Genomic DNA, 24,940 nt, shown 5'->3' with positions numbered 1-24,940 from the left:
TTTGGAAAGCCTCTGCTCTATATTTTTTGAAAGTGCGAAGCGAAGAAACCGTCTCCTTTACCTGCTTGTAAAGGAAGTGTTTTTCTTCGGACTTCTTTCCAACCCAAAGAATGCATATAGGCAACATGAGATTCGTTTTCTATTTTTAAAAGAGAACAAGTAATGTAGACAAGTCGTCCGCGAGGTCCAACATAAGCACTAGCCTGTTTTAATAGACTTTTTTGTACTCGCACATAGTTTAATAACAATTTTTTAGAAAATTGCCACTTATGTTCGGGATGACGTCGGAAAACTCCAGTTCCAGAACAAGGAGCATCTACAACAACTACAGCAAACGACCCTAAACGTAGTTGATCCGCTAAAGAAAAATTCCTCATTCCAGCGCGCAATAAACGATGCTTAGCATTTTGTAAAACAGCTTTACGACTGTCATTGATCACAACGTGTTTTGCTTTCTGTGCCAAGATAAGGCTTTTACCTCCTGCTCCTGCACAAAAATCCAAGACGATATCTTTGTCTGTTAGTGAGATGTCCTGAGTAATTTTTTGAGAGTTTTCATCTTGGACTTCAAAAAATCCACGACGAAATGCTTCTGTAGAATGCAAGGGATGGCGTTTGAAAAAATGGAGGGTTTCAGGAAGCCCTCCAGAGTAACTTGGGTATTCTAAACTCTGTTGGAGTTCTTTGACGGAGATTTTATCTGTATTAACACGAATTGTGATAGGAGCTTCCGTTAACCATACCTTAGCAAGTTGCTCTGCCTGCTCTTCCCCATAATCTTGGGTTAAAAAGTAGGCAAGATCATCAGATATAGAGTAGCGCACAGGCCAAGGAAGCGCCGTATAGGAATCTAAATTTTCTAAAAGCCCTTCTTCTACTTTAGCAACGAGAGTTTCTGGGGTGACTTGTTCTCCTGAGTCCAGAATTAAAGTTTCAAGAAGACGGCGATGACGCAAAATATTAAAAATAATATTTTGAATCCACTGACGATCCTTGGACCCTAAAGAACGGTTTTGTTTAAAGTAATAGGAAACTCTATCTGCTTCTGAAATTGCAGAGGTATGTAGCTGCTTCAAGAGCTGATATGCGTGATGCTGACGAAAAGGAACCATAATGACGTACAGTATACCTCGTCAGCACCTATTTTGCTTGGAAAATATCTTCGACTATAAAATAAAAATATCTCTTTGCATATGAAAAATATTTATTATGGGCGATGCTGCCATAATCTCAGAAACTGTCTCCAAAAAGAAGGAGAAGGATTATAGTACTCGGTTGCTTTTCTTAAGGCTTTACCGAGATCTATATCGTGATCTAACAACCAGCGCATCAGTAACATTTTAATCATTTTGTTCCACAAGGTGAAGTTCTGATCTCGAATACTATAAATATTACCAATTTCCTCAGGAGTTGTGTTGTCGGACTTACATAAATGTAGTCTCGTTTCTAAAATTGCTTTCCGCAACACTTCTGCAAGAAATCCCAATGCTAATTTAGAATCGTCAGGGGAAGTTAATAAAGTCTCTTCCCATAGACCTACGAAAGCCTTACCTTGAGATGTCAAAGGCTGATTCCCCATAAGAGAGTTGGCCAACACCTCGGGTAGAGAGTCAGAGAGAATACCCATAATAATCGTTTGAAAATCCTCTGTGCTCAAAGAAAAAAGATGCATAAGCTCGCTTAACAACGCGTAGCCCTTTTCCGATAGCGTTATTAAAGGTTTTGCTTTTTCTCCTACAAATTGGTTTAACAGTTCTAAACTTAAAGGAAGATACGCAGTATGTCCTTCAAGTAAAGTCGTTAATGCTTCTACCATCATTTGTAAAGATGCGTCTACCACGAGTCTTTCTTTCACTCCTTCAACCAGTGGCGTCTGAGTTTCTGAGACCTTGACCTCATGAGTAAAATCTTCCCATGAGGAAAAGTTACTTTTCCCTTTAGAGAACACCTGATTTGCGGCCTGCACAATTTTATCCACAGGACGCTTGGACTCAAAAAGAATCAAAGACTTAAACATATAAAGTTTATCTACAATAGCTTTTTTGATGAGGTACTTAGAGGGAAAGAACAACCGATACAACAACCCTGTTTGGGGTTTTTCTTCATGCAAGCGCAGTTCGATAATCGCCAAAAGTCGACTGGAGATCGAATAAGAAATCGCTGACCAGGAAAACAACTCGTGAATTACCTGACGAATCGTAGATAAGCTCGTATCATAGTTGGAGGGTAAGGGTTCATTGACAGGCCATGCATCTAAGAGAAGTCGTTTTTTATCATATGCTAATATACGCGTGCCATCCCTAATAGCAAGTTCAAGCACCCGTAGATAATATCCTATAGAAAATTGAAAATCTAAGATCATAGAAAGCTGTACCTAGAGCTTTTTTCTGTTTTATTCTTCAGGAGAAATATTATTGCATCATTTTTGTTTCCCGAAGGTGCTCTAGAGATAATCGTTAACAACGATAACTTTTATAAAAAAAGTCCTTAACACTAGTCTTTGGGCTCTATTGATGTCAGACGCTCACTACAGAAAAACTGACAAATCACATAGTTTAATTTTTTCTGATATGCTAAGGGATGTGAACGATAGTCTTCTTCTAAGATAGGTAAATTGACTTCTAAGATAGCAAGGACGACATCGTAGTTTACTTCTGAGGAGTGCTCTTCCGACCACATCATTAAAAAGTCTCCAAGCTCCTTGCTTCGATCTTGACGTACTAGATAGAGTATGTCTTTCATAACAAGAGCTTCGTTCTCTCCTTTATCAGCAAATTCATCGATTTGAGATGCACATGCAACTACCTGAGTATAGTTACGGCCAAGATCATATGCTTTTAGGTTATCAATAACGCTTACGCACTGCCCTGCTCCTAAGTAAGGCGAAGTGATAATCTTAGTAAGCCCGCGGACGTTAGCTAGCCCATCGATACGTTTATCTGAGTATAATAGTTCGGAGAGACTTCTAGAGACTTCTTCCACTGTTGTTGTAGCTTCTAAAGAAAAAGCGTTATAAATTCCTGCTTCTTCGATCACTTCTAAAGGCAGTCCTTCTTGAACTGCATCCATAGCAACCCACTTGCAGCAAGAACGTAAAATTAAAGCAAATGCAACTGCAGCTTCTGGACTTATAGGATCTGTACCGCAAAGGTCTAAAGGAGCTTCTGGGTGTTGACGACGTAAAAGAGAAAATAACCTTAAAAATACATGAAAGAAAAAGCTGCGACATGAAGCGAGTGCGGTTTCTAAAGCATAAAAATAGGGAGGTTCTACGGTTTCTTTGGGTAGTTGAGTAGCTTGGAGAAGGTTGCGAGCCGTCTCTCCCGAAGGACGCAATCCTGCGCCTCCTGGATGACGTTTTGTTTTGATATTCTTCCAAATCTGCGATACTGCTTTACGAATCCGAGCAAGCATTGTGGTTAATAAGCTTCCCCGAACTTCATATTCTACTCTATCAACAAGGTCGCTATTTAAATCGCTGTTCGTACCCTCAGATGGAGTTGCTTCTGGAATGCCCGTATCGGCTATTGTTTCTATAACCTGGGCAGCACTTTCCGATACCCGATCTTCTATATCCGAATCCCCCTCTTCGGCGGCACCCTCTTCTAAAGGATCCGATATCGTATTGCGGTCACCATCATCGCTAGATATAGGCGCTCCCATCTACTAACTACTCCATAACAAAGCTTTGTTCTTTATTATTCATCAAAAAGATCTCCAATTAAAATTGTCATTGTAGTCGCCCATCCTCCAAGAGATAAATCTTTCATGGCAGTGAGCAATCGGTTAGATGTATTGGTCATCTGGACCGCCGCACGAGTTTGGACCTGGCCTGCATTTTCGACTCGCACTGAATTAGCGTGAGAGCGTACGGCAGGGGTAAGTTCTCGTACTAATGCCATCCACACTCGAGGCATTTCACCAGGATGATTTTGACGTACCCGATCCAAAGCTTTTCCCAAACTAGACACATCGTTTGTATAATCAGTATTGCTATCGTCTCTACCGAAATCTCCAATCCTACTTTCTAAAAAGTTTTCAATCGATTCTCCAGAGGCTAATGTAGGTCCTTCCAAAGTCAAGCTAACAAGTGCCTGCATGAATACACCATCAGGAGGATTTCCTGGCCCAGGACGTTCTAAATTCTTAACCGCCGATCTAACTGCCCTAGTCACAGCCTCCTTAGCTAAACCCACTGCTTGCGGGAGTGGTGCTGAACCCCCAGTCCCCTCGATCCCACCGCTTTGCTCTTTGTATGTCTGCTCTAAAGCACCAAGAACCACACGGTAACCGTGGGTTATATAATTTGGATTTTCATTACTTTCCCAATTAGTCCAGTTTGATCTTATCGTGCTGGATACATTTGCAAGCTGCGTTTGTTTGGACTCAGCCTGACTTTTTACTGCTTCCTTGAGGCCCTGGACAAGATTCACTAATCCAGGACTCATAGAAGGACTTTGCTGTTGAGTGGGAGGCTGGGGTGCTTGACCCTTACCATGAGTTACTACTGGAGTCCTAGAACGAGCCCCTCCTGTTGAAGGAGGTGGGGGTAGCGGACGCCGCGATTGCCCCGTAGGAGGCTGAGGCGCTTGACCCTTACTATGAGTTGCTGGAGTCCTAGAACGAACCCCTCCTGTTGAAGGAGGTGGGGGTAGCGGACGCCGCGATTGCCCCGTAGGAGGCTGAGGCGCTTGACCCTTACCATGAGTTGCTGGAGTCCTAGAACGAGCCCCTCCTGTTGGAGGAGGTGGAGGTGGCGGACGCCGCGATTGCCCCCTAGGAGGCTGAGGCGCTTGACCCTTACCATGAGTTGCTGGAGTCCTAGAACGAGCCCCTCCTGTTGGAGGAGGTGGAGGTGGCGGACGCATAGGCCGTGTAGATCCTCCTACACTCTGAGAAGAGGATGATGTCGAAGTTTTTCCTTGAAAGAACTGTTTTACCTGGGACCATATCCGTTGCGCTCTACCCTCTACTTGCGGCTTTGAGGTTGATGTAGTTACTCCGTGAGCACCAAGATTTGAGCTTGAGGCTAGAAGACGCTGAGCACCAGGATTACTGCCCTGAGCTCCTCCAAGCCATGAATCATTTGATCTTCCACCTGAAGGATTGACTGACATCGTCTCTTCTCTACTTTATTTTTATTTTTTTATTTAATTAATTTTAAAAAATAAAAATAATTAGATATAAACTTTTTAAATTAATTAATAATTAACAATTAAATAAATTGCTGAATTATAAAATCTTACTTACTAAGGCAGATAATATTCATATTAAATTCCTTTGGAATCGCAACAAAATGCATGCCAACAACCACACTTAAGTTCTACCATGTCAAAACAAGCAGAGAAAAACAGGCACCCTCTGAGATGGCGTGCCTGTAGGATTCCTCTATTACAGCTGAAATGAGGACTCGGCGACTCGATTTAATCTTCGTCCGACCAGCTGACCCGCTTTCCAGAAGATTTCTGCTGCCCAGGCTGTTTCAGAATCCCCTTAGGAGATTGGGATGCTGGACGTGGAGGAAGCGAAGGCTTCGGAGGAAGGGGAGGCTTAGCACGAGTTCCTGTTGTTGAAGGAGGCGGAGGTGCTGGACGCGAAGGACGAGCTCCTGTTGTTGAAGGAGGCGGAGGTGCTGGACGCTTAGGACGAGCTCCTGTTGTTGAAGGAGGCGGAGGTGCTGGACGCGAAGGACGAGCTCCTGTTGTTGAAGGAGGCGGAGGTGCTGGACGCGAAGGACGAGCTCCTGTTGTTGAAAAAGTTCGAACGCTTGGGGTATCCACCTTTTTTCCTTCTTGGTATCCGTGTTTAATTAAGCCCTTAGCAGCTCCTTCAGTAGCACGAGCATCTCCTCCCACATCTGACAATGATAAAGGCTTCGGTGTTACAGGAGCCTCTAAGCTCTTTTTTTCTGATTGAACTCTCGCCGACTCACCACCGAAAAACCGGGATACTATTCTTCGCATTCTTTGTAAAAAGTTCGAACCTCCCCCCGAGCTAGTCACACTATGAGTTCCCAGGTTGGTACTTGAAACTCCAGAATTTTGAACATCGGGATGCTGATCATGAGCCCCTGGAATCCAGAGACTATCTTTATTTCCTGAAGGATTGACTGACATTATAATCTTCTTTTTTTGTTTCTATTTGTTTAATTAATTTTAAAACTTAAATTAATTATATATAAATATTTTCAAACAAAAATACTGTTAATTCAAAAAATTATAATTAATCTATTTCTGATCTAGAAAAGATTTTCTAATCTAAAAATTTCTAATAACCAAGAAGATAAGGCTTCTAAGACGTATAATTTAGATACGACTTGAAGAATTAAAAGAGAGCGAAATTCTCCATACATATTTTTGCGATAATAGCCTGGAGCGAGAGGTTAGAATATAATGCACAGTCAGGGACTCCGCATTTGAAAGGCAGAAATCACAAGATCCATTACTTTATATCTGAAGAGAAATAATCTTAAATTCTTTCGAACCATAAATTTAGGTGTTGATTTACGAGGGAATTTACTTTTTTCTGGAGAAAAAATTTCAGTACCAGGAAGGCAGCCTAGCTCTAAAAATTCCAACAGGGCTCCTCCATTAGACACATGCGAGCCTCTCGTAAAACAACCTTCTAAGGCAACCATACCAACTCCATCTCCAGCTAGAAAGATAGTAGCTGAAAGATGGTTCCCTAGGACATGTGCTTTCGATCACTTTAAAGTTCGTTCTTTTCGAACTCCACCCAGCGACCCATGTCGAGTAATCAAGGAAAAGTAACTGCAGTTTATAGACTTATCGGACCTAGACCAGCAAAGATCTAAAGAAGCGGATCTTGCCGATATAAAAGAGTAAAGCTTTAAAAATAGATGATAGCAAAAGCTACGAAATGAAGTAGATGTAACTTCTAAATTAGGAAAATGAGGTGGCTCTACGCTTTTCTTAAAGAGTCACATAGCTTCCAAACGTACGCGAATGTATCACATAGAAAATGATATTCACTGAAGAGAACGCTTCATTTTAGTATTCTTCCAAACCCGTCTACCATGTTCCAGACACATATCAGCATTGTAGTTCCTACGTTGCTCGAGCTTCCTATTCCACTCTATCATAGGGTCCGCGATTTAAATTGCTATTCATACTCTCTGATGGAATTGCTTCTATCTGCTATTGTTTTTATAACTTGAAGAACGCGTTTTCAATACCTGACCTGTATTCTTCTGTCGAGCCCTCTTTTAGAGAATCTGGTATGGGGCACTGCGGTCATCATTATAGTCAGATATAGGCGTTCCGATTTAATCAATGATCTCCGTAGTTAAAAAGATCTCCTATTAGAACTGCCATTGCATTGCACCATACTGATGTCGATAAATCTTTCATAACCTTCAACTTTTTTCTCGAAGATCTTGTCATGTTAGATACTTCACGCAAGTCAACTTTTTTGATGTTGTAGATTGTCGTTTTAGTCTTCATCTCAATTACAGCTCCAAGCAACCGGTATGCTAAATGGTCCCATACCGCAGGCATATGTTCAGGATGCTGGCTACGCATCAAATCCATAGAATTTCCAACAGTCTTGATTATCCCTTTTATCGCAGGATTTTTAACATCCAAGCCAAGATCCACTGCTCTATTTCGTAGATAGTTCTTGATAGATTCGGAGGAAGCTAGTAGAGGCCCTTCTACAGCCAAGACAGTAAGTAGTTGCATCGACGAACCGTCTTTCTCCTCTCTGATCTTAAATGTTGTTGCGTTATATAATGCCCCTTGAACCATATCGTCCAGCATGACTAGACCTGTATTGACTAATACTGGGAGCTTTTCTTGCTGATTTTCTATTATTTTCTCAGCCTGCTCGTTACGGATAGTCATAAGAGTCTTTAGCAAAACATTGTAACCGTGTACTTGGTAGTTTGCTGGCATATTCTCATCCCAATTCATCCACTGCGACTTTATTTCTTCAGATATCTTGTTAAGTTTTTCTCGAGTTTGAGTCTGATTTTTAGCTACTTCCTTTAAGTCTGCCTTAAGTTGCTCTAAATTAAAACCACGAGAAAGTCCGCTTGCTTGGCCTGACCTACTTCTTTTAGAGGGCTGAGAAGCTGAAGTCTTAGGACGAGCCCCACTTGTTAGGGACGGAGATGTTGGACGCGAAGGAAGTGGAGGTCTAGGAGGAGGTACAGGCTTGGGACTCGTTTGAGAAGTCTTAGGACGAGCCCCACTTGTTAGGGGAGGCGGAGATGTTGGACGCGAAGGAAGTGGGGGTCTAGGAGGAGGTGCAGGCTTGGGACTCGTTTGAGAAGTCTTAGGACGAGCCCCACTTGTTAGGGGAGGCGGAGATGTTGGACGCGAAGGAGACCGCGTAGGTCCTACAGGCGTAGGCAAATTTCCTGCTCCAAAGTGGCGGGATAACTTTTCTCTCAAACTCTCTATGCTGCCCTGAGAACTCATATCGACTGACGATCTAGATACTCTGTGTCTACCTAAATTTGGACTAGAACTAGAGCTGGAGCTTGTATCGGATTCTTTATTCGAATTATTTTCTGGCATCCAGAAATCATCATGGGGCTTTCTTCCTGAGGGACCGATAGCCATAATAATTTTCCTTATTTATTATTCTATATATTAGTTTATTTTAAAAAATAAACTAATAATATATAAATAATTTTCAAAAAATAACTATTGATTTAAATTTATAATTTTAAATTCTGAAAACTCCTAATAATCAAGAAGATAGATGCAAAGAAATATAGAATTTAAATACGAATTGAAGAACTAAAAGAGAACGAAACTCTCAATACATACTTGCAACAACAGCCTCGAGAGAGGTTGGAATATAATGCTCACGTGGTAAAGAACTTCTGATTTTGTTCGAATAACAACGCGATGGTTCAAAACATATCCTTAAATTTATATGCTGATTTAAGAGGTATTTAACTTGTTGAGGGAGATAAAACTTCTATACCAGAGAATAGCTTCTGCTCTAGAAACTCTTAAGAAGCCCCTCCTCCAGTAGAAATACCAGAAATCCTTGTAGAAAAGCCTGCTAAGGCAACCAAAACTGCGCCATCTCCCGCACCGAAAACGGTAATAGCCGAAGGATGGTTGCCTAGGAGGCCATTTCCTACTTGGGATAAAGCCACCTTATCAAGTTGTCGTATCTGGTCCTCATGATGCTGGAGGTTTAGGAGGAAGTGGGGGTTTAGGAGGAAGTGGAGGTTTAGACTGAGGTCCAGAAGAAACTGGGGGTTTAGGAGGAAGTGGAGGTTTAGACTGAGGTCCAGAAGAAACTGGGGGTTTAGGAGGAAGTGAAGGTTTAGACTGAAGTCCAGAAGAAACTGAGGGTTTAGGAGGAAGCGAAGGTTTAGACTGAGGTTCAGAAGAAACTGGGGGTTTAGGAGGAACTGGAGCCTTCCCAGGTGCTGAAGGAGAGCGCATACCCCCTCGTGACCCAAAATACGCCTCTAATTTCTGTTTCCTTTCCTCCATAGAGCCCTGAGAACTTGTATCAACTGACGATCTCTCACTATCACTGTCGCTATCATCACTCGAAGAAACTGGAGGTTTAGGAGGAAGTGGAGGCTTAGAAGAAACCTTGGGTTTTTCAGGGCTGGGAACACCGCTTTCCCCAAAATGCGCCTTTAACTTCTCTCTCAAACTAGTTACGTTGCCGTGAGAACTTGTATCAACAGACGATCTCTCACTATCGCTATCATCGCCCGAAGAAAGTGGAGCTCTAGAAGGAACTGGAGCCCTGGGAGGAACTGGAGCCCTGGGAGGACGACGACCCCCACCAGGTCCTTGAGGATGGCGCATACCGCCTTGAGCCCCAAAATGCGCCTCTAATTTCTTTATCTTATCCTCCATAGAGCCCTGAGAGCCTGTATCAACTGACACCCTATGCTCACCTAAATTTGGACTAGAACTAGAGCTGGAGCTTGTGTCGGATTCTTTATCCGAATTATTTTCTGGCATCCAGGAATCATCACCAGGTTTTCTTCCTGAAGGGGTAATAGACATAATAATTTTCCCTCATTGTTATTCCATATATCTATCTATATTAAAATAAAAAATGAATATATAAAAACAATTTTTCAAATAAAAAGTTAATTAAACTAATAAAATATAAAAACTTTTTATTCTAAAAAATTCTAACAATCAAGAAGATATCGATATAAAAGTAATAAACACAGAATCTCAATACGAGCTGAAGGGTTAAAAGGGGGTACAGCTCTCAAGAGACATTTTTGCGACAAAAGTTTAGAGCGTGGTTAAAAGATAGTTTAACTATGGGAAGAGGTTCCGATTTAAAAGAAAGAGATTAAAAGATCTACTGCTTTTGTTTGAACAGCAATAAGATAGAACTCCCATAACACATTATAAGCTTACATGTTGATTTGAAAGATCATTAGCTTTTACCTGGAGATAAAACCTCAGTACCAGGAAGTAAGCCTCGTTCTAAAAACTCCAAGGAAGCCCCTCCTCCCGTAGAAACATGAGAGACTTTGGTAGAGCAGCCTGCCAAGGCAACTACAGCTGCGGCATCTCCCCCACCGACAACAGTAATAGCCGACGGATGGTTGCCCAAAGTATTCGCTATCGCAATAGATCCTTCATCAAAAGGAGGGACCTCATAGACACCAACAGGGCCGTTCCAAAATACAGTAGCTGATTGGTCTACAATACGGGTAAATTCTTCGATTGTTTTAGGTCCAATATCGAGGCCTTCAAGATGCGGAGGGATACCTTGATCTATAGAAATAATAGAATATTCCTTAGATTGGAGATTTTCTGCTGCTTGCACATCGCTAGGTAAAACTATAGTAACATTACGACTTTTAGCAATTTTCAATACATTTCTAGCAAGATCCAAAGCAGACTCTTCAAACAGAGAGTTCCCTATAGATTTTCCTAAGGCTTTTAGAAAAGTAAATCCCATACCTCCAGCTAACAGGAGGTAGTCTACTTGATTCAGTAGAGCCTCTATAACTCCAATTTTAGAAGAAACTTTAGCTCCTCCGAGAATCGCAGTAAAGGGTCGTTTAGGAGAGGTAAGTAGGTGCCTACCTAAAAATTCCAGTTCTTTTTCCATAAGCAAGCCTGCTGCTGCTCTACCTGGGAAAGCTTGGGGCACTACGTATACTGAAGCATGTTTTCTATGCGAAGTGCCAAAAGCATCGTTTACATAGAAATCACCATATGAAGACAGTTCTGCAGCAAATGTAGGATCCTTTTCTGGATGCTCTTCTCCTGCTTGAAAACGTAAGTTTTCAAGCAGCAAAACTCTACCAGAAGAAAGCTGTGCCACAGCTTGACGTGCAACCTCTCCAACACAATCTGGGGCGAGCGGCACATGATGTCCTAAGTACCCTTCCAGAACATCAACAACAGGTTGAAGAGAGTATTCCTCTTCAAATCCTTGTCCTTTAGGTCGTCCCAAATGGCTCATTAAGATAACCGCAGCGTGTTTCTTAAGTAGATAATTGATTGTAGGCATCGCACTACGAATACGAATATCATCAAGGATCTTTCCATCTTTCATAGGGACGTTGAAGTCTACACGTACGAGGACTTTTTTTCCTTCGGGGGAAAGATCTTGTACTGTTAGCTTATCCATATCCTCAAGAACCTATACTTTGATTTTTCTTATTTTTAATGGAATAAAGCTCTTAAAGCAAAGAAAAAGAGTATGGATAGTAAAGCTCCTGCAGGAAGAGTAATAAACCAGGAGAGTACAATATCTTTGATAATGTTTAAGTTAATAGCACGAATTCCCCGTGCTAAACCTATTCCTAAAACAGCACCAACAACAACATGTGTTGTCGATACAGGAAGTCCTAAAATAGAAGCTAAAGCAATTGTTAATGCTGAGCCCATTCCAACAGAAAACCCTCGAGACGGGGTTAACTCTGTAATTTTACATCCTACAGTTTCTATAACACGCCATCCCCAAATCGCAAGGCCTATAACTAAACCTATTCCTCCAAAGGCCATCAGGCCAACCAATGTATACGACGTATAGGAAGCAGGATATGCCTGACGCAATACTCCAGCTACAGGAGCTATTGCATTAGCAACATCGTTAGATCCGTGAGCAAAAGCCATAAAGCAAGCTACGATAATCTGTAGGTAGGCAAAGATTCTTTCTACAACAAGGTACTTTCTTCCATAATTCCCTCCTCGTTCTTTTAGACGATAGGTAAGACTGCCCTTTTTTGGTGTATCTGCAATATAGGAGCAGTGCTTGGTATGGACATAGTAAAAAGTAATGAGATAACTTATAACTCCACAAAGTACAATCCCACTCACGACCCAGGGCATCGGAGAAACAGTGCGAATCACGCCTCCAGAGATCATCACAGCTCCCAAAGTCATAATCACCAAAGCAGCTAAAAATGGTGCAACACGGACCATCGCAAGAACAGGATCGTTCTTATAAAAGATATGTCTCCGAATGAAGGAAAAGATCAGGTAAGCAACACACCCTCCCATGAAGGGAGAAAGAATCCAGCTAATTAAAATAATGCCTACCGAATTCCAGTAAATTATAGTTCCCTTACCAAGTACTAGCCCAAAGCCAATAACAGCTCCAACTATAGAATGCGTCGTCGAGACTGGCCAACCAAAAAAAGATGCAAGCTGCAGCCATACGCCTGTTGCCAATAACGCTGCTGTCATACCATACATATAATCTCCAGAGGCGATCATGGGGTTGGTTACAGAAACGATACTACTTTCTATGGTTCCTGCAACACGATCTCCAAGCAGTAGGGCTCCAAAAAATTCAAAAATAGCAGCAATGATCACAGCCTGTCGCAATGTCAGGACTCCAGACCCTACACTAGGACCTACAGCGTTAGCGACATCATTAGCTCCTATATTCCAAGAAGTATAGAAGCCACATAGAAGAACAAAAATGATTAAAGGAAGCATGCGATTATTACTTTTCTTCTAGGGTCATATTAATTCTATGTGCGAGCTTTTCAGAACTATCTGAGATTCCCGCGGTTCGTCGAATTACTTGTAACCAAAGATAAAATTCTTTTTCAGGAATTATAAAATCATCAGAAAACAATACTTGCATAAGTTCACGTTGCAAAACATCCGATTCATGTTCAGATTTAGCGACACGCCCCACAAGCAAGCGAGCTTTATCTGCCTTCCTTCCTCCAAACGAACTTTCAAGCAATTGGTTAAATTCATGTAGTAGTGTTGTAGTTAACTCAAAAGCTTCTAGATTTTTTTCCAAAAATCGGAAAAAAAGCGTTTCCATAGATGGATAAAAGTTTAATCGTCTGATGGTTAATAAGATAGCAACATCTTCAGCAGTATCAGCTATACTATCTTGTATAGAAATAATTTCCAGAATTCCTGCTCGAGATATCGGCATAAATAATCCCGCAGGAAGATGGTTGCGCATATCATTTTTTATACAATCTGCTTGATACTCTTTATCAGAAACAAGTTTTGCCATTTCTAATAATTCTTCGTATTCCCCATCTCGGAGAGCAGTGAATATAGGAAGCATGTATTCCACGCAGGAGACCACCATCTCTAAATGAGCTTGTAAAGGAGCAAATGGAGATTGGCCAAATAGACGAGCAAGGGTTTGCATAAGAATAGCCTTTTTCGCAATAATAACTTGCGTAAATGATCTTGTAAACGACTTATGGCTTCCAATCCCATTTTACAGATAGAGGATCTATCCATAACATTGACAAAACAATGCCGACAGCACTCTGTTGTGCAATCTTTATCATTTACTATTCATGAAGGACAAACCTTAGCAATTATTGGAGAATCAGGATCGGGGAAATCTGTCTCAGCACAAGGAATACTTCGTTTACTTCCTTGCCCACCATTTTTAATTTCTGGCCAGGTCAACTTTCAAGGCCATAACTTACTTACAGCTTCACGCTCTACACGCAAAAAGATTATAGGGACAAAAATTTCTATGATCTTTCAAAACCCACAAGCATCTCTAAATCCGGTGTTTACTATTGAACAGCAATTCAAAGAAATTATTCATACCCACTTAGCTCTATCTTCAGAAGTTGCTCGAGAAAAAATGTTACACGCCCTTGAAGAAACTGGATTTCATGATCCCAGGCTCTGCCTCAACCTCTACCCCCACCAACTCTCTGGAGGGATGCTTCAAAGAATTTGTATCGCCATGGCGCTACTCTGTTCTCCTAAGCTTCTTATTGCTGATGAACCTACCACTGCTTTGGATGTTTCTGTCCAATATCAAATTCTGCGATTACTAAAAACACTACAAAAAAAAACAGGCATGAGTCTTCTTATCATTACTCATAACATGGGAGTCGTTGCAGAGACTGCTGATGAGGTGCTGGTACTCTATGCAGGACGTATGGTAGAATATGCGCCCGCAATTCAAATATTTCATAATCCTTCTCATCCCTATACTCGAGATCTTTTAGCATCCAGACCTTCTCTAAAACCGACAAAACTAGGTTCCTTTAATCCTATTCCAGGGCAGCCCCCGCATTATACGGCGTTTCCTTCGGGATGTTGTTACCACCCTAGATGCTCAAAAATTCTAAATAAATGTCCAGCTGATGCTCCAGAAGTCTATTCCGTACGCGAAGGTCACAAAGTAAGGTGTTGGCTTTATGACAACTAATTTTTCCCAGCCGTTAATTCAAGCGACCTCATTAACGAAGCATTATTACAAACGTGCTTTCTGGTTTCAGGGAAAGAAGATTGCAAGTCGTGCTGTGGATGACGTTTCTTTCTCATTATATTCCAGACATGCTGTCGGACTTATTGGAGAATCAGGATCGGGGAAAAGTACCCTTGCTTTGGGTCTCGCGGGTCTTCTACCTTTCACATCTGGGTTTTTAACTTTTAACGGCATCCCTATTAAGTTAAATTCTAGATATGGAGGGCGTCAACTCCGATCTCAAGTACGATTGGTCTTCCAAAATCCACAAGCTTCATTAAACCCTAGAAAGACGATCCTGGATAGTTTAGGCCATTCTCTGCTCTATCATAAACTCGTCCCAAAAGAAAATGTATTATCAACTGTCGAGGAATATTTAAAATTAGTAGGGCTATCCCGAGATCATTGCTATCGTTATCCCCACCAACTTTCTGGAGGACAACAACAACGAGTCTCTATAGCAAGAGCTTTATTAGGAGCTCCTCAGTTAATTGTTTGTGACGAAATTGTCTCTTCTTTAGATTTATCTATCCAAGCACAGATTCTGAATATGCTTGCCGAGCTGCAAAAAAAACTCAACCTCACCTATCTCTTTATTTCGCATGATCTTGCCGTCGTACGTTCTTTCTGCACAGAAGTATTGATTATGTATAAGGGACAGATTGTAGAGAGAGGAAATACAGAACGTATTTTCTCTGATCCACAGCATCCTTATACACGCATGTTGTTAAATTCTCAGCTTCCAGAAACTCCAGATCAAAGACAATCTAAAGCTGCGTTCCAAGAATATCAGAAAGATTCTCCAGAATCCTGTTCTGGAGGATGTTCCTTTTATCATCGTTGTCCACAAAGACAAGAAGCTTGCAAATCAGATCCCCTCCCAAATAAGGGAGACTTGCACCATACATACCGCTGCATTCATTGACCAATCTCCTAATGTTTTCTGAAAGTTGCAATTAGGGATTGTGAGAGATGTTTTATTTTAATTTTCCTGTTCGCTAGGGACTGTATAAATTTAACCACAAAGAAAAAATCCCTTCATTTAACATGAGCTACAACTTTGGAATTTAACAAAGCACGGACTCATAATATAAAAAGAGAAGATATTCTTAAGTTAGGCAATGTTTCTTTATCTTTCGCAACTACTAAGTTGGACTTTCATTAAGCGTACCGTGGTTTGCTAGCCAGCTTTCCAACTTTTGAAGATCGTCTATATTTTCCAAATGAAAAGAAACTTTAGCTCTCGATCCCTGCGTGGTTATCCGTACCTTATACCCACAAAGATCACTAAGACGTTGTTGTAATTCTTCATGCTGCTTTGATGACGTTTCTATCTTTAAAGAAGTCTCTTTCATCTCTATGGAAGGATCCTCTCCATTTGTAAGTTGCTTCGCCACAATTTCAGCTTCACGTACTGCCAAGCGCTTTTTTACTATAATCTCACTCAACTTTTCCCTAAGTATAGGATCTTCGAGAGTTAGGATGACTTTAGCGTGGCCCAAGGTAATCTGCCCAAGCGACAAGCTTTCCTGGATCGTTTTAGAAAGTGCAAGTAATCGCAAATAATTTGTTACAGTAGAACGCTTTTTTCCTACTTTATAAGCAACTTTGTCTTGGGTGAGTCCAAATACATGGATTAATTTTTTAAAGGCCTCGGCCATTTCTATAGGGTTTAAATTTACCCTTTGAATGTTCTCAATCAATGTAGCCTCTGCAGCAACACCGTCGGTAATCACATGCTTCAGGATAACAGGTATCACAGTAGATCCTGCTAACTGCATGGCCCGCCAGCGACGTTCGCCAGCAATAAGCTCATAATACAACACCCGATCCCCAGTACGAATTTCACGTACTACAGGAGGGTGAATCAAACCTACAGACTTTATCGATGCTACTAATTCTTGCAACTCTTCATTAGAAAACACTCGACGCGGCTGAAAAGGACTCACACGAATATCATCTATAGCTACTTCTATAATTGTATCCTTACTGATTTCCTCAGTCACAATATCTCCTGATTTTTCAGACTATAACTTTAGACTTACACGCATATGAAATCTTTAATAAGGACTGCATAGATCCACATAAGCTTACCAATACCCAAACACTGCACAAACATAACAGCATTGAAATTTTTCTATCAAACATGGTTGTAGAAGTGAAGCTCTTTTTTAAAACTCCTAAGTAAGAATAGTGACTTTCTATCGCACAGTTTAGTTTCTGTAACCACAGCTACCTGAGTCTTTCTTTATAAAAACAGCACTCACAAACACTACCTAAATAAAAATAAATCTTTATAAATGCTTGTGAACATAACCCCTTCCATCCCTTCTTTATAAGGCATACGCATTAGAGAAGAGAAAAAAATTGAATGCGAATCCTAAATTGGGATAACATAAAATGAAAGCTTCGAATCAAAACAGGTTTAAGCCATAAAACTCCAAACGGAAGAGCACAAACTCTAGTTAGAGGAAACTTCATATAAATCCTCTGCACGCTTGTAGATTTTCAACGCCAAACTGTCGTTCCTTTATGCAAAAGCTACTTCATAATATTTGGAAAAAATTTTATTCTTTTTCTTCCGCGATTGTCATTTGTATAATTCTAGCATCATTCCTATCCGTAAAGATTATTTCTAACATTTATAGACATTCTCAAGACAAACGTAATAGCATTCTTCTAATTACCAGAGCTGCTGAAGCAGCTGTTTCCCAAGGGTTCCTTGCACCTAAATCTGCCTTACCATCATTAGAACAGGCGTATCACCTTGGTGGAGACGCCGTGAAGCCCTATGCAAGCTTTTTAGCTTCATGTTTCTATATTCATAATGAGCCTTTACGGGGAGCCTATTATGCAGGATTGGCTTATAGTAATAGCCAAGCACTGCAATTGCCTGACCCAATCCAAGCGCTGCTCAAAGAAATCTCAGAAGCACAGGCAAATCAACTCTATGATACCGCTTTAAGTAAATCCTATACGCTCTTACAAACTGCAAAAGGTTCTCCTAATTATCCTACTCTATCTTTTTTAACTCTACTACGTGTGATCGAACTCAAAGAACTGCTCAACCAAGATGCAAGTCAAGACTTTGAGGCATTGAAAAGCTTGCCCCTATTTCATCAATTTGAACATATGTATAGGGATGGGGAATGGACATTAAGCAAACGTTTTGGCAAAAAAGGATGAAACTCTTAAGGACCTCTATGTCAGAATCTGTAGAAATCCAAGAACTTGCCGAAGTGCTTGCTGAGCAACCTTCTCTTTCCACCCCAGATTCTCCTCCTAAAGTAATTACAGGAACCTTAACCCTATACTTCCAAGAAGATGTTGACTCCTCTTCCTAAAACCTTATGCTGACAGTTCTTGCTTTCCGACAGGTCTTTTTTTCCCACTCCCGCTTGCAATTAGACCGCCTAAAAAATTACCTACAACTCCTTAAGCAAAACTTTGCTATTACACTCCCCAAAGAAGCGACCCCAAAAAGGCATGCGCTTATGCTTACTTTTGACTTTGCTTCTTTTGACTTCTATATAAATATCTTTCCCTTCCTCGAAGAACAGAAAATTCCCGCTGTTGTAGGGGTAGCCTCCCGGTATGTTCCATCAAATTCTGCTCAAGAACTTGATCCTTTTTATCGTTTAAAGCCTTCCGAGACCTTAGCGTTTCAAGACGAGATCTTCTCTAACCACATGCCCTTTTGTTGCCAAAATGAACTTGTAACTATGGCGAAATCTCCCTATATCCAATTAGCATCCTCGGGATTCGCTATCCGAAATCTTCTAAATAATCCTCCCTATCTCACTACGGAAATCTTGCTTTCGCAACATCAAATAGAAACAATAACAGGAGAAAAGCCGTTAGCTTTCTTTTTCCCTTTCGGGAAATCAGATTCTTCAAGCCGCAAGCTCGCCGCAGACCACTATCCCTATTCTTTCCTTCTAGGGAATACGATTAACCGAAAGTCTAAAACTCATAATATCTACCGCTTAGACATAAAACCTATGGAGTATGTATGTCCGAGTTTATTCCAGAGTTCTAGGTATTTAAAAAATTGGATTAAAGAGAAAAGCAAACAGCTCTATCTAAAAAAGGGGCTTTCAAAAAGATAGTCTTGCCATGTCGAAAAGCATGACCGTGCTATCTACAAACCTTATCTAAAGAGTCCTGCAAAACAAGGACGAACTGATTAATATCATCCTCATCGTTATAGATTCCTAAAGATGCTCTCAAAACATGACCCACATTCCACCGTTCCATTGCTGGTTGGGCACATTGATGACCCGTCCGCACAGCAATCCCTCTAAGATCTAATAAAAAACCTAAATCCAAAGGATGCGCGCCGTTGATTGTCATGCTTATAAGAGCACCCCTAGGTTCATTTATAGAAGGTCCCAGAATATGTACATTCGGAATCTCAAGAAGCTGCTTATGTAAGTATGCGGTTAGCATACTCTCTCTCTCGTAGATAAACTCAGCTGACAACTCATTGAGATAATCTAAAGCAGCCCCCAAACCTAAAACTCCAGCAATATTTGGAGTCCCAGCTTCAAATTTCATAGGTGCAGAAAGATATTCAGGGTTCTTACTATCATAGATAGCAACCATATCTCCACCTCCTTCTACAGGGGGAAGCTGATCCAATAGATCCTTTTTCCCGTATAAAACTCCTGTGCCCGTCGGCCCATAAATCTTATGTGAAGAAAATACATAAAAATCTACATCCCAAAGCCGAACGTCTATAGGAAGGTGAGGAGCTCCCTGAGCACCATCGACAGCAAGATACGCCCCATAGCGGTGGACTAGCTCAGCAACTTCTTTGAGACATTGCACACAACCCGTAACATTACTCACATGAGGAATACTTACAAACTGAGCACCTTTATTTAAAAGCTCTTCCAAATAATCCAGGTCTATAAGTCCTGAATCGTGGACTCTGATTTTTTTTACTAAGGAACCTCGTCGCCTACAGGCAATCTCCCAAGACAAAACATTAGCATGATGTTCTGCCTCAGAAACTAGAACAACACCTCCCTCAGGAATCCAGAGATCGTTAACAGAAATCGCTAATAAGTTTAACCCAGCAGTTGTACCCCGGGTGAATACAATTTCGCTATCAGAAGCTGCAGATATCCACTTACGAACTTTTTCTCGGACAGCGGCGTATTCTTCAGTTGCGTTCCTGGAAGAACTATAAATCACGCGATTTACAGTTGCATATGATGAACTATAGAAGTTAGCAACGACATCTATCACCCGTTGAGGCTTATGTGTCGTTGCAGCCGAATCTAAATAAACAAAAGGTTCGTTCTCTCTTGCTTTAGCGGCAAAAATCGGGAAATCCTCTTTTAAACACTTCACTTGCCCCCCTGCATCCTAACAACCTAGGAGGTCGGATTTAATTGAAAAGATGATCCTGAAAGCGTCTCCGAAGATATCCCTTGTTTTAAAAACCCTTGAATGAGTTTTTCTTGAGCTTCTCTCTCGGTCATACCCCGGGAACGCATATAAAATATCTGCTGAGCATCTAAAGGTCCTACTGTAGCGCCATGGGATGCCCTTACTTCGTCTGTTTCTATCTCTAAACGGGGAAATGTTGATACCCGAGCTTCTGGGGTTAATAACAACGTATCGTGCTTTTGATATGCATCTGACAATTCTCCTTGAGAAGAAATGGAAATCGTCCCTTCAAATAGGAAGTGTCCAGAATATAAAATCGATTTAATATGCTGGCGCGATACCGTCTCTTGAGCATCGTGATGCATTAAATTATTCACCCAAGTTTTTTTCGGAGATTGAACCAAGACCAGGGATTTTGCTTGTCCCTTTTCCCCTACGATATACCACGTGTTATCAAACCATCCGAAACCATGGCAATCTTCAAGAAAATTCTGAGTAATCACACAGGTCGCATCTTTTTCAATCGTCGCGATACTTGACCAACTCAATCTATCCTCTTCAGAATACTTGGGAATCATAAACAATGTAAGCTCTGCCCCTTCTCCAACGAAGAGTTCCGTAACTCCATTGACTATGGTTTTATTAGAGCCACCCCCCTCTAAGTCAACATGATGTGATATTTGAATTTGAGCGGACGCCCGTTCTCCTAAAATAACTATGATCCTAGGAGAGAAGATAACTTCATGGTCTGAAACTGTGGGGAAGCTAATATGACGTACAAAAATAGGGTCATTCGTCTGCATCTCTTCAGGAATATAAATCACGACACCCCGATCTGCAGAACAAACAGCGTTTAAAAATGCTAGGGGATGCTTATTTATATCAAAAGCTTGCATGAATGCAGACAATGATACCCTAGCTTCGTCTATACCACAGACAATAACTCCCTCAGGTAATTGAGATAATGAAGGTTCGTATTTTCCATTAATTAAAATACACTCAAAAGCTAATGAATGATTACTGTGCAGCCAATGTTGTTTAATCAACTCTGAAGCTCCAGTCGCAAGACTATAGCGATCAGGAAAAACAGACAGCTCCTGAACCCATGAAAAACTACTGAGCACCTCTCTAGATGAAGTTCGCTTGCTATATTGAGTGTAGCAAGCCTCTGCAGCTTTATGCACAGGAGAACCAGAAGCAATGGAAGAAAACGTCTCTATTGAAACTAACATCCTATCTCCACGCAACACGCCCAATCACCTCTTGGTAACTTTTTTCTTCTAATTCACGCATCAAAGAGACATCTCCTGAAAGTGCTATGCGACCATCTAATAGAAGATGAACAAAATCAGGACTAATGAGATTACTTAACTTAGGGTTATGAGTTACAATACACATGGCACTGCTAGGATGTAATTCTCGATATTTCTCCAATACTCTACAGATCAAACGCAATGCATCTACATCTAAACCAGAATCAGGTTCATCTAAAAGGACCATTTCAGGTTCTAAAACTAGCATCTGGCAAATCTCGTTGCGCTTTCTTTCTCCTCCAGAAAAACCTTCGTTGACATTTCTATCTAAAAATAAATCTATAGTGTTGCACTCGTATGTTTCTAATACAGTTGAAAGAAGAGTGTTAAACTCATCAATAGAAATGTCTTCTTCCTGATTCACACGACGACGGGCGTTGTAGGCATCTCGCAAAAACATCTTGTTATTTACTCCAGGAATCTCTGGAGGCATTTGAAATCCAATAAACAACCCCTCTCTAGAACGCTCTTCTGGCAACATAGAAAGCAAATTTTTCTCTTGCAGTACAATCCCACCCGAAGATACCAAGACACTCTCATCTCCAGCCAAAATTTTAGCAAGAGTAGATTTTCCAGCCCCATTAGGTCCCATAATAACATGCATGGTTCCAGGTTGAATATGAAGACTGAAATCATCTAGAATCTTCACATCATTACAGCTGGCATGTAAGTGCTCTATTTTTAACATTGGACCTAACCCACGCTATTTTCTAACTTAATTAATAATAACTTCGATGCTTCCTGAGCAAATTCTAAAGGTAATTGTTCTATAATTTCTCGACAAAAACCGTGTATCACTAAGCTTACTGCTTCCTCAGGACTCAATCCCCGGCTACGTAAATACAACAGCTGATCCTCACGTAATTTTGACGTCGTAGCTTCGTGCTCAATCGAAGATGTTGCATTTTCTACTACAATCTTCGGATCAGTATAGGCTCCAGAAGCCTTGCCTATTAACATGGAATCACATTGGGTATAGTTGCTACTATGCGCAGCCTTTTTCCCTAAAGAAATCAAACTTCTAAACGTGTTTTTGGACTCGTCAGAAGAAATTCCCTTGGAGATCACCGTTGACGTGGTATTTCTTCCTATATGTAGCATTTTGGTTCCTGTGTCGGCCTGCATTTTCCCGTTAGTAAGAGCTACGGAATAAAATTCTCCCACACTTTCATCGCCCTTTAAAATACAACTAGGATATTTCCATGTAACTGCAGCCCCAACCTCAACCTGTGACCAGGAGATTTTTGAACGATAACCTGCGCACAAACCCCGCTTAGTTACAAAATTATAAATCCCGCCTTTCCCCGTCTTCTTATCCCCAGAATACCAATTTTGAACTGTAGAATATCTTATGACCGCATCCTTATGAGCAACCAGTTCAACAACTGCAGCATGTAGCTGATTAGAAGAATAGGCTGGCGCCGTACATCCCTCAAGATAACTCACATAGCCGCCATCCTCTACAACAATGAGTGTACGTTCAAATTGGCCCGCTTCCTTATTGTTAATCCGAAAATATGTGGAAATATCCATAGGACATTTCACCCCCTTAGGAACATAAACAAAGGAGCCATCACTAAAGACGGCAGCATTCAAAGCAGCAAAAAAATTATCCCGATACGAAACAACTGAACCTAAATATTTTTTTACTAAACTTGGGTGTTCCTGAATTGCCTCGCTCAAAGAACAAAAAATTACCCCTGCCTTTTCCAACGATTCTTTAAATGTTGTCCCAATAGACACCGAGTCAAAAACTAAATCTACAGCAACATTCTCGACATTCAGCAAACGCTTCTGCTCATCTAAAGGTATGCCTAATTTTTTGAAGGTAGTTAAAATTTCTGGATCAGCATCTTCTAAACGTCCAAGGGGTTTTTGCTGTTTAGGAGATGAAAAATAGACAATATCATCATACGCTATGGGGTCATAATGCACGCGCGCCCAAGCAGGTTCATCTAATTGCTTCCAATGCCAATACGCTTGCAAACGAAAATCTATAATAAACTGAGGCTCATTACGTAGATCAGCAATTTCTTCAATTGTCTCTTCACTCAGTCCTCGTGTCAATCCTTCAGACTCTATGGGAGTCACAAAACCATAAGGATAATCTTCACGCTCTTCTAAAAAAACCTTTACTGATTCGCTCATAAACATTCATCCCGTCGCGCAAAACGATTCAATTTATTATCTTAAATTACACAAGGACAGAGCTAAGATACCATACAGATCATTTTTTCCGTATAACAAAGAAGGCTTGAAAGAGGAACCTGCCGCTTTCAAGCCCAGAAGAAAAGAGAAAGGATTTTCTACAAAGCCCTCTCTCCCTTGGAGATCACACCATCAGCATGGAACACACTAAGGTGCTTACATGCAAAGCCATTTTAAGGAAACAAAAAATTTTTGTCTTCTTATTTAACTTGCAAACACTATTTTCCCATTTCTTGAAGAGACGTTTCTCACTTATATTTGAAAGCAAATTACTTAGAGTCTTTTAAGAAATAGCATCCAAACGCCTTTCAAAATGCAATGAGGATGGATCCGATGTCACAGTCTTTTGCAATAACGGAGCAAACATAGAGTCTTTCTTTTGCAAAAATAGAAGTTCTTTTGTTGCTTTATCTGCTTCTCCCTGCATATGGTGTAAATAGCCCAGAAGGTAGTGTGCACGCTCATGTTCTAAATTAATAGACAACGCACTATTAAATGCCTCGTAAGCTTTTTGCATTTGCTTAAGATCCATATGAGCAAGTCCCACATAAAAATAAGCATCAGCATCTTCAGCATTCAGAAACAATGCTTCTTGAAAAGCTTTCAAAGCCAGCCGCGTTTTATCTAAAGTGAGGTAACACAAACCTAAATTATAATGACCATCAGATAAATCAGGCCGTAGCTGAACAACACGTTCATAAGCCTCCGTGGCTTTATCCCACCGTTTGCTTCGAGAAAGCAAAAACCCTAACTTTACCCAGGCTTTCCAATATAAGGGATTTTTCCCTACAGCAACTTCAAGTAAGCGAACGGACTCTGCTTCATTGTCCATTTCAAAAAGAATAACCGCCTTATTATATAAACTTTGCGGATTCCAAGGATCCAGTCCGAGGATCTTATCAAAACACTCTAGAGCTTCTTGGAGTCTCTTCAAACGATGATAAACACTTCCAAGGCTAAACCAACACTCGACATCATCGGGATGCAAAGCAACGTACGCATTATAGTGTTCCACAGCTGCTTCATATTGGTTCCCCCGATCTAACGCTACACCATAGCAATAACGCAGATAGCTATCCCCAGGTTCCGATTCTAAACCCTTAGAACACCAATCCAAAGCTTCTGGCACTCTTCCAGTCTCTAAAGCAATAATCCCTAAATAACAATAAGCTAGTGCTGCTGTAGAATCTAATTCTAAAGTTTCTTTTAATCTTTTTTCTGCTTGCTCATATTCACCGTTTAGAAAAAAGTTAATTCCTGAACAGAGGAATTCTTTTGCCAAGTGTTTAGCAGCTTCTTCCATGGATATTTCTCCCAGCACATGATTCGTTGATCTCAACCAAATAAGG

The 24,940-nt window shown here is 40.9% G+C and carries 22 protein-coding genes; 5 read left to right on the top strand and 17 right to left on the bottom strand.

What is annotated here, in order from left to right:
- Positions 1 to 17 precede the first annotated feature (17 nt).
- The 11 genes from CMV32_RS03060 to CMV32_RS03010 form a co-directional block, all read right to left on the bottom strand.
- Entirely contained in the window at positions 18 to 1,112 is a 1,095-nt protein-coding gene (locus CMV32_RS03060) for an RsmB/NOP family class I SAM-dependent RNA methyltransferase (RefSeq protein ID WP_100934469.1), read from the bottom strand.
- A 95-nt stretch (positions 1,113 to 1,207) separates the two neighbouring features.
- Positions 1,208 to 2,362, bottom strand: coding sequence for an aldo-keto reductase family protein (locus tag CMV32_RS03055; RefSeq protein WP_100934468.1), 1,155 nt, complete (start codon positions 2,360 to 2,362; stop codon positions 1,208 to 1,210).
- A gap of 131 nt (positions 2,363 to 2,493) precedes the next feature.
- Positions 2,494 to 3,663 (bottom strand): TmeB family type III secretion system effector, encoded by a 1,170-nt coding sequence (locus CMV32_RS03050; protein WP_100934467.1) that lies wholly within the window; start codon positions 3,661 to 3,663, stop codon positions 2,494 to 2,496.
- Positions 3,664 to 3,698: 35 nt separating this feature from the next.
- A complete protein-coding gene (semD, locus tag CMV32_RS03045; RefSeq protein WP_100934466.1) occupies positions 3,699 to 5,117 on the bottom strand; it encodes a SemD/SinC family type III secretion system effector in 1,419 nt (472 codons plus the stop codon).
- A gap of 306 nt (positions 5,118 to 5,423) precedes the next feature.
- A complete protein-coding gene (locus CMV32_RS05690) occupies positions 5,424 to 6,116 on the bottom strand; it encodes a hypothetical protein (RefSeq protein WP_100934465.1) in 693 nt (230 codons plus the stop codon).
- A 1,173-nt stretch (positions 6,117 to 7,289) separates the two neighbouring features.
- Complete coding sequence (semD, locus tag CMV32_RS03030) at positions 7,290 to 8,585, bottom strand: SemD/SinC family type III secretion system effector (RefSeq protein ID WP_100934463.1); 1,296 nt, start codon at positions 8,583 to 8,585, stop codon at positions 7,290 to 7,292.
- Between the two features lie 398 nt (positions 8,586 to 8,983).
- Positions 8,984 to 9,133, bottom strand: coding sequence for a hypothetical protein (locus tag CMV32_RS05465; protein WP_192940642.1), 150 nt, complete (start codon positions 9,131 to 9,133; stop codon positions 8,984 to 8,986).
- 25 nt (positions 9,134 to 9,158) lie between these two features.
- Entirely contained in the window at positions 9,159 to 10,010 is an 852-nt protein-coding gene (locus CMV32_RS03025) for a hypothetical protein (protein WP_100934462.1), read from the bottom strand.
- Between the two features lie 388 nt (positions 10,011 to 10,398).
- A complete protein-coding gene (locus tag CMV32_RS03020; protein WP_100934461.1) occupies positions 10,399 to 11,607 on the bottom strand; it encodes a phosphoglycerate kinase in 1,209 nt (402 codons plus the stop codon).
- 35 nt (positions 11,608 to 11,642) lie between these two features.
- A complete protein-coding gene (locus tag CMV32_RS03015; protein ID WP_100934460.1) occupies positions 11,643 to 12,923 on the bottom strand; it encodes an inorganic phosphate transporter in 1,281 nt (426 codons plus the stop codon).
- Positions 12,924 to 12,930: 7 nt separating this feature from the next.
- Positions 12,931 to 13,605 carry a TIGR00153 family protein gene (locus tag CMV32_RS03010; RefSeq protein WP_100934459.1) on the bottom strand — a complete coding sequence of 225 codons (675 nt, stop codon included), beginning with the start codon at positions 13,603 to 13,605 and terminating at the stop codon, positions 12,931 to 12,933.
- A 54-nt stretch (positions 13,606 to 13,659) separates the two neighbouring features.
- Here CMV32_RS03010 and CMV32_RS03005 point away from each other — a divergent pair, with 54 nt between their 5' ends.
- The gene (locus CMV32_RS03005; RefSeq protein WP_100934458.1) at positions 13,660 to 14,634 is read left to right on the top strand and encodes an ABC transporter ATP-binding protein; all 975 of its coding nucleotides are present in this window, start codon (positions 13,660 to 13,662) and stop codon (positions 14,632 to 14,634) included.
- Positions 14,624 to 15,598, top strand: coding sequence for an oligopeptide/dipeptide ABC transporter ATP-binding protein (locus tag CMV32_RS03000; protein ID WP_100934457.1), 975 nt, complete (start codon positions 14,624 to 14,626; stop codon positions 15,596 to 15,598). Before CMV32_RS03005 ends, CMV32_RS03000 begins: the two co-directional genes overlap by 11 nt.
- A 220-nt stretch (positions 15,599 to 15,818) precedes the next feature.
- Here CMV32_RS03000 and CMV32_RS02995 read toward each other — a convergent pair whose 3' ends face one another.
- Complete coding sequence (locus CMV32_RS02995; protein WP_100934456.1) at positions 15,819 to 16,679, bottom strand: ParB/RepB/Spo0J family partition protein; 861 nt, start codon at positions 16,677 to 16,679, stop codon at positions 15,819 to 15,821.
- A 526-nt stretch (positions 16,680 to 17,205) separates the two neighbouring features.
- On the opposite strand from CMV32_RS02995, the gene CMV32_RS02990 reads away from it, so the two are divergent.
- Genes CMV32_RS02990 through CMV32_RS02985 form a run of 3 tightly spaced genes read left to right on the top strand, consistent with a single transcriptional unit; the run spans position 17,206 to position 18,782 of the window.
- Positions 17,206 to 17,859 (top strand): hypothetical protein, encoded by a 654-nt coding sequence (locus CMV32_RS02990; RefSeq protein WP_100934455.1) that lies wholly within the window; start codon positions 17,206 to 17,208, stop codon positions 17,857 to 17,859.
- Positions 17,860 to 17,876: 17 nt separating this feature from the next.
- Positions 17,877 to 18,017 (top strand): hypothetical protein, encoded by a 141-nt coding sequence (locus CMV32_RS05595; RefSeq protein ID WP_239923144.1) that lies wholly within the window; start codon positions 17,877 to 17,879, stop codon positions 18,015 to 18,017.
- A gap of 6 nt (positions 18,018 to 18,023) precedes the next feature.
- The gene (locus CMV32_RS02985) at positions 18,024 to 18,782 is read left to right on the top strand and encodes a polysaccharide deacetylase family protein (protein WP_100934454.1); all 759 of its coding nucleotides are present in this window, start codon (positions 18,024 to 18,026) and stop codon (positions 18,780 to 18,782) included.
- Positions 18,783 to 18,810: 28 nt separating this feature from the next.
- On the opposite strand, the gene CMV32_RS02980 is transcribed toward CMV32_RS02985, so the two are convergent.
- From CMV32_RS02980 to CMV32_RS02960, 5 genes are all read right to left on the bottom strand, one after another.
- Complete coding sequence (locus tag CMV32_RS02980) at positions 18,811 to 20,031, bottom strand: cysteine desulfurase (RefSeq protein ID WP_100934453.1); 1,221 nt, start codon at positions 20,029 to 20,031, stop codon at positions 18,811 to 18,813.
- Positions 20,032 to 20,054: 23 nt separating this feature from the next.
- Complete coding sequence (gene sufD / locus CMV32_RS02975; RefSeq protein WP_100934452.1) at positions 20,055 to 21,302, bottom strand: Fe-S cluster assembly protein SufD; 1,248 nt, start codon at positions 21,300 to 21,302, stop codon at positions 20,055 to 20,057.
- A gap of 1 nt (position 21,303) precedes the next feature.
- Positions 21,304 to 22,071: a Fe-S cluster assembly ATPase SufC gene (gene sufC, locus CMV32_RS02970; protein WP_100934451.1), complete on the bottom strand. Its 768-nt coding sequence runs from the start codon at positions 22,069 to 22,071 to the stop codon at positions 21,304 to 21,306.
- Between the two features lie 5 nt (positions 22,072 to 22,076).
- Positions 22,077 to 23,531 carry a Fe-S cluster assembly protein SufB gene (gene sufB, locus CMV32_RS02965; protein WP_100934661.1) on the bottom strand — a complete coding sequence of 485 codons (1,455 nt, stop codon included), beginning with the start codon at positions 23,529 to 23,531 and terminating at the stop codon, positions 22,077 to 22,079.
- Between the two features lie 343 nt (positions 23,532 to 23,874).
- Positions 23,875 to 24,894, bottom strand: coding sequence for a tetratricopeptide repeat protein (locus CMV32_RS02960; protein WP_100934450.1), 1,020 nt, complete (start codon positions 24,892 to 24,894; stop codon positions 23,875 to 23,877).
- Positions 24,895 to 24,940: the final 46 nt, after the last annotated feature.

Origin of the sequence: Candidatus Chlamydia corallus (assembly GCF_002817655.1) — a bacterium.
GTDB classification, from domain to species: Bacteria; Chlamydiota; Chlamydiia; order Chlamydiales; family Chlamydiaceae; genus Chlamydia; species Chlamydia corallus.
This window is presented reverse-complemented; position numbering and strand designations above follow the sequence as displayed.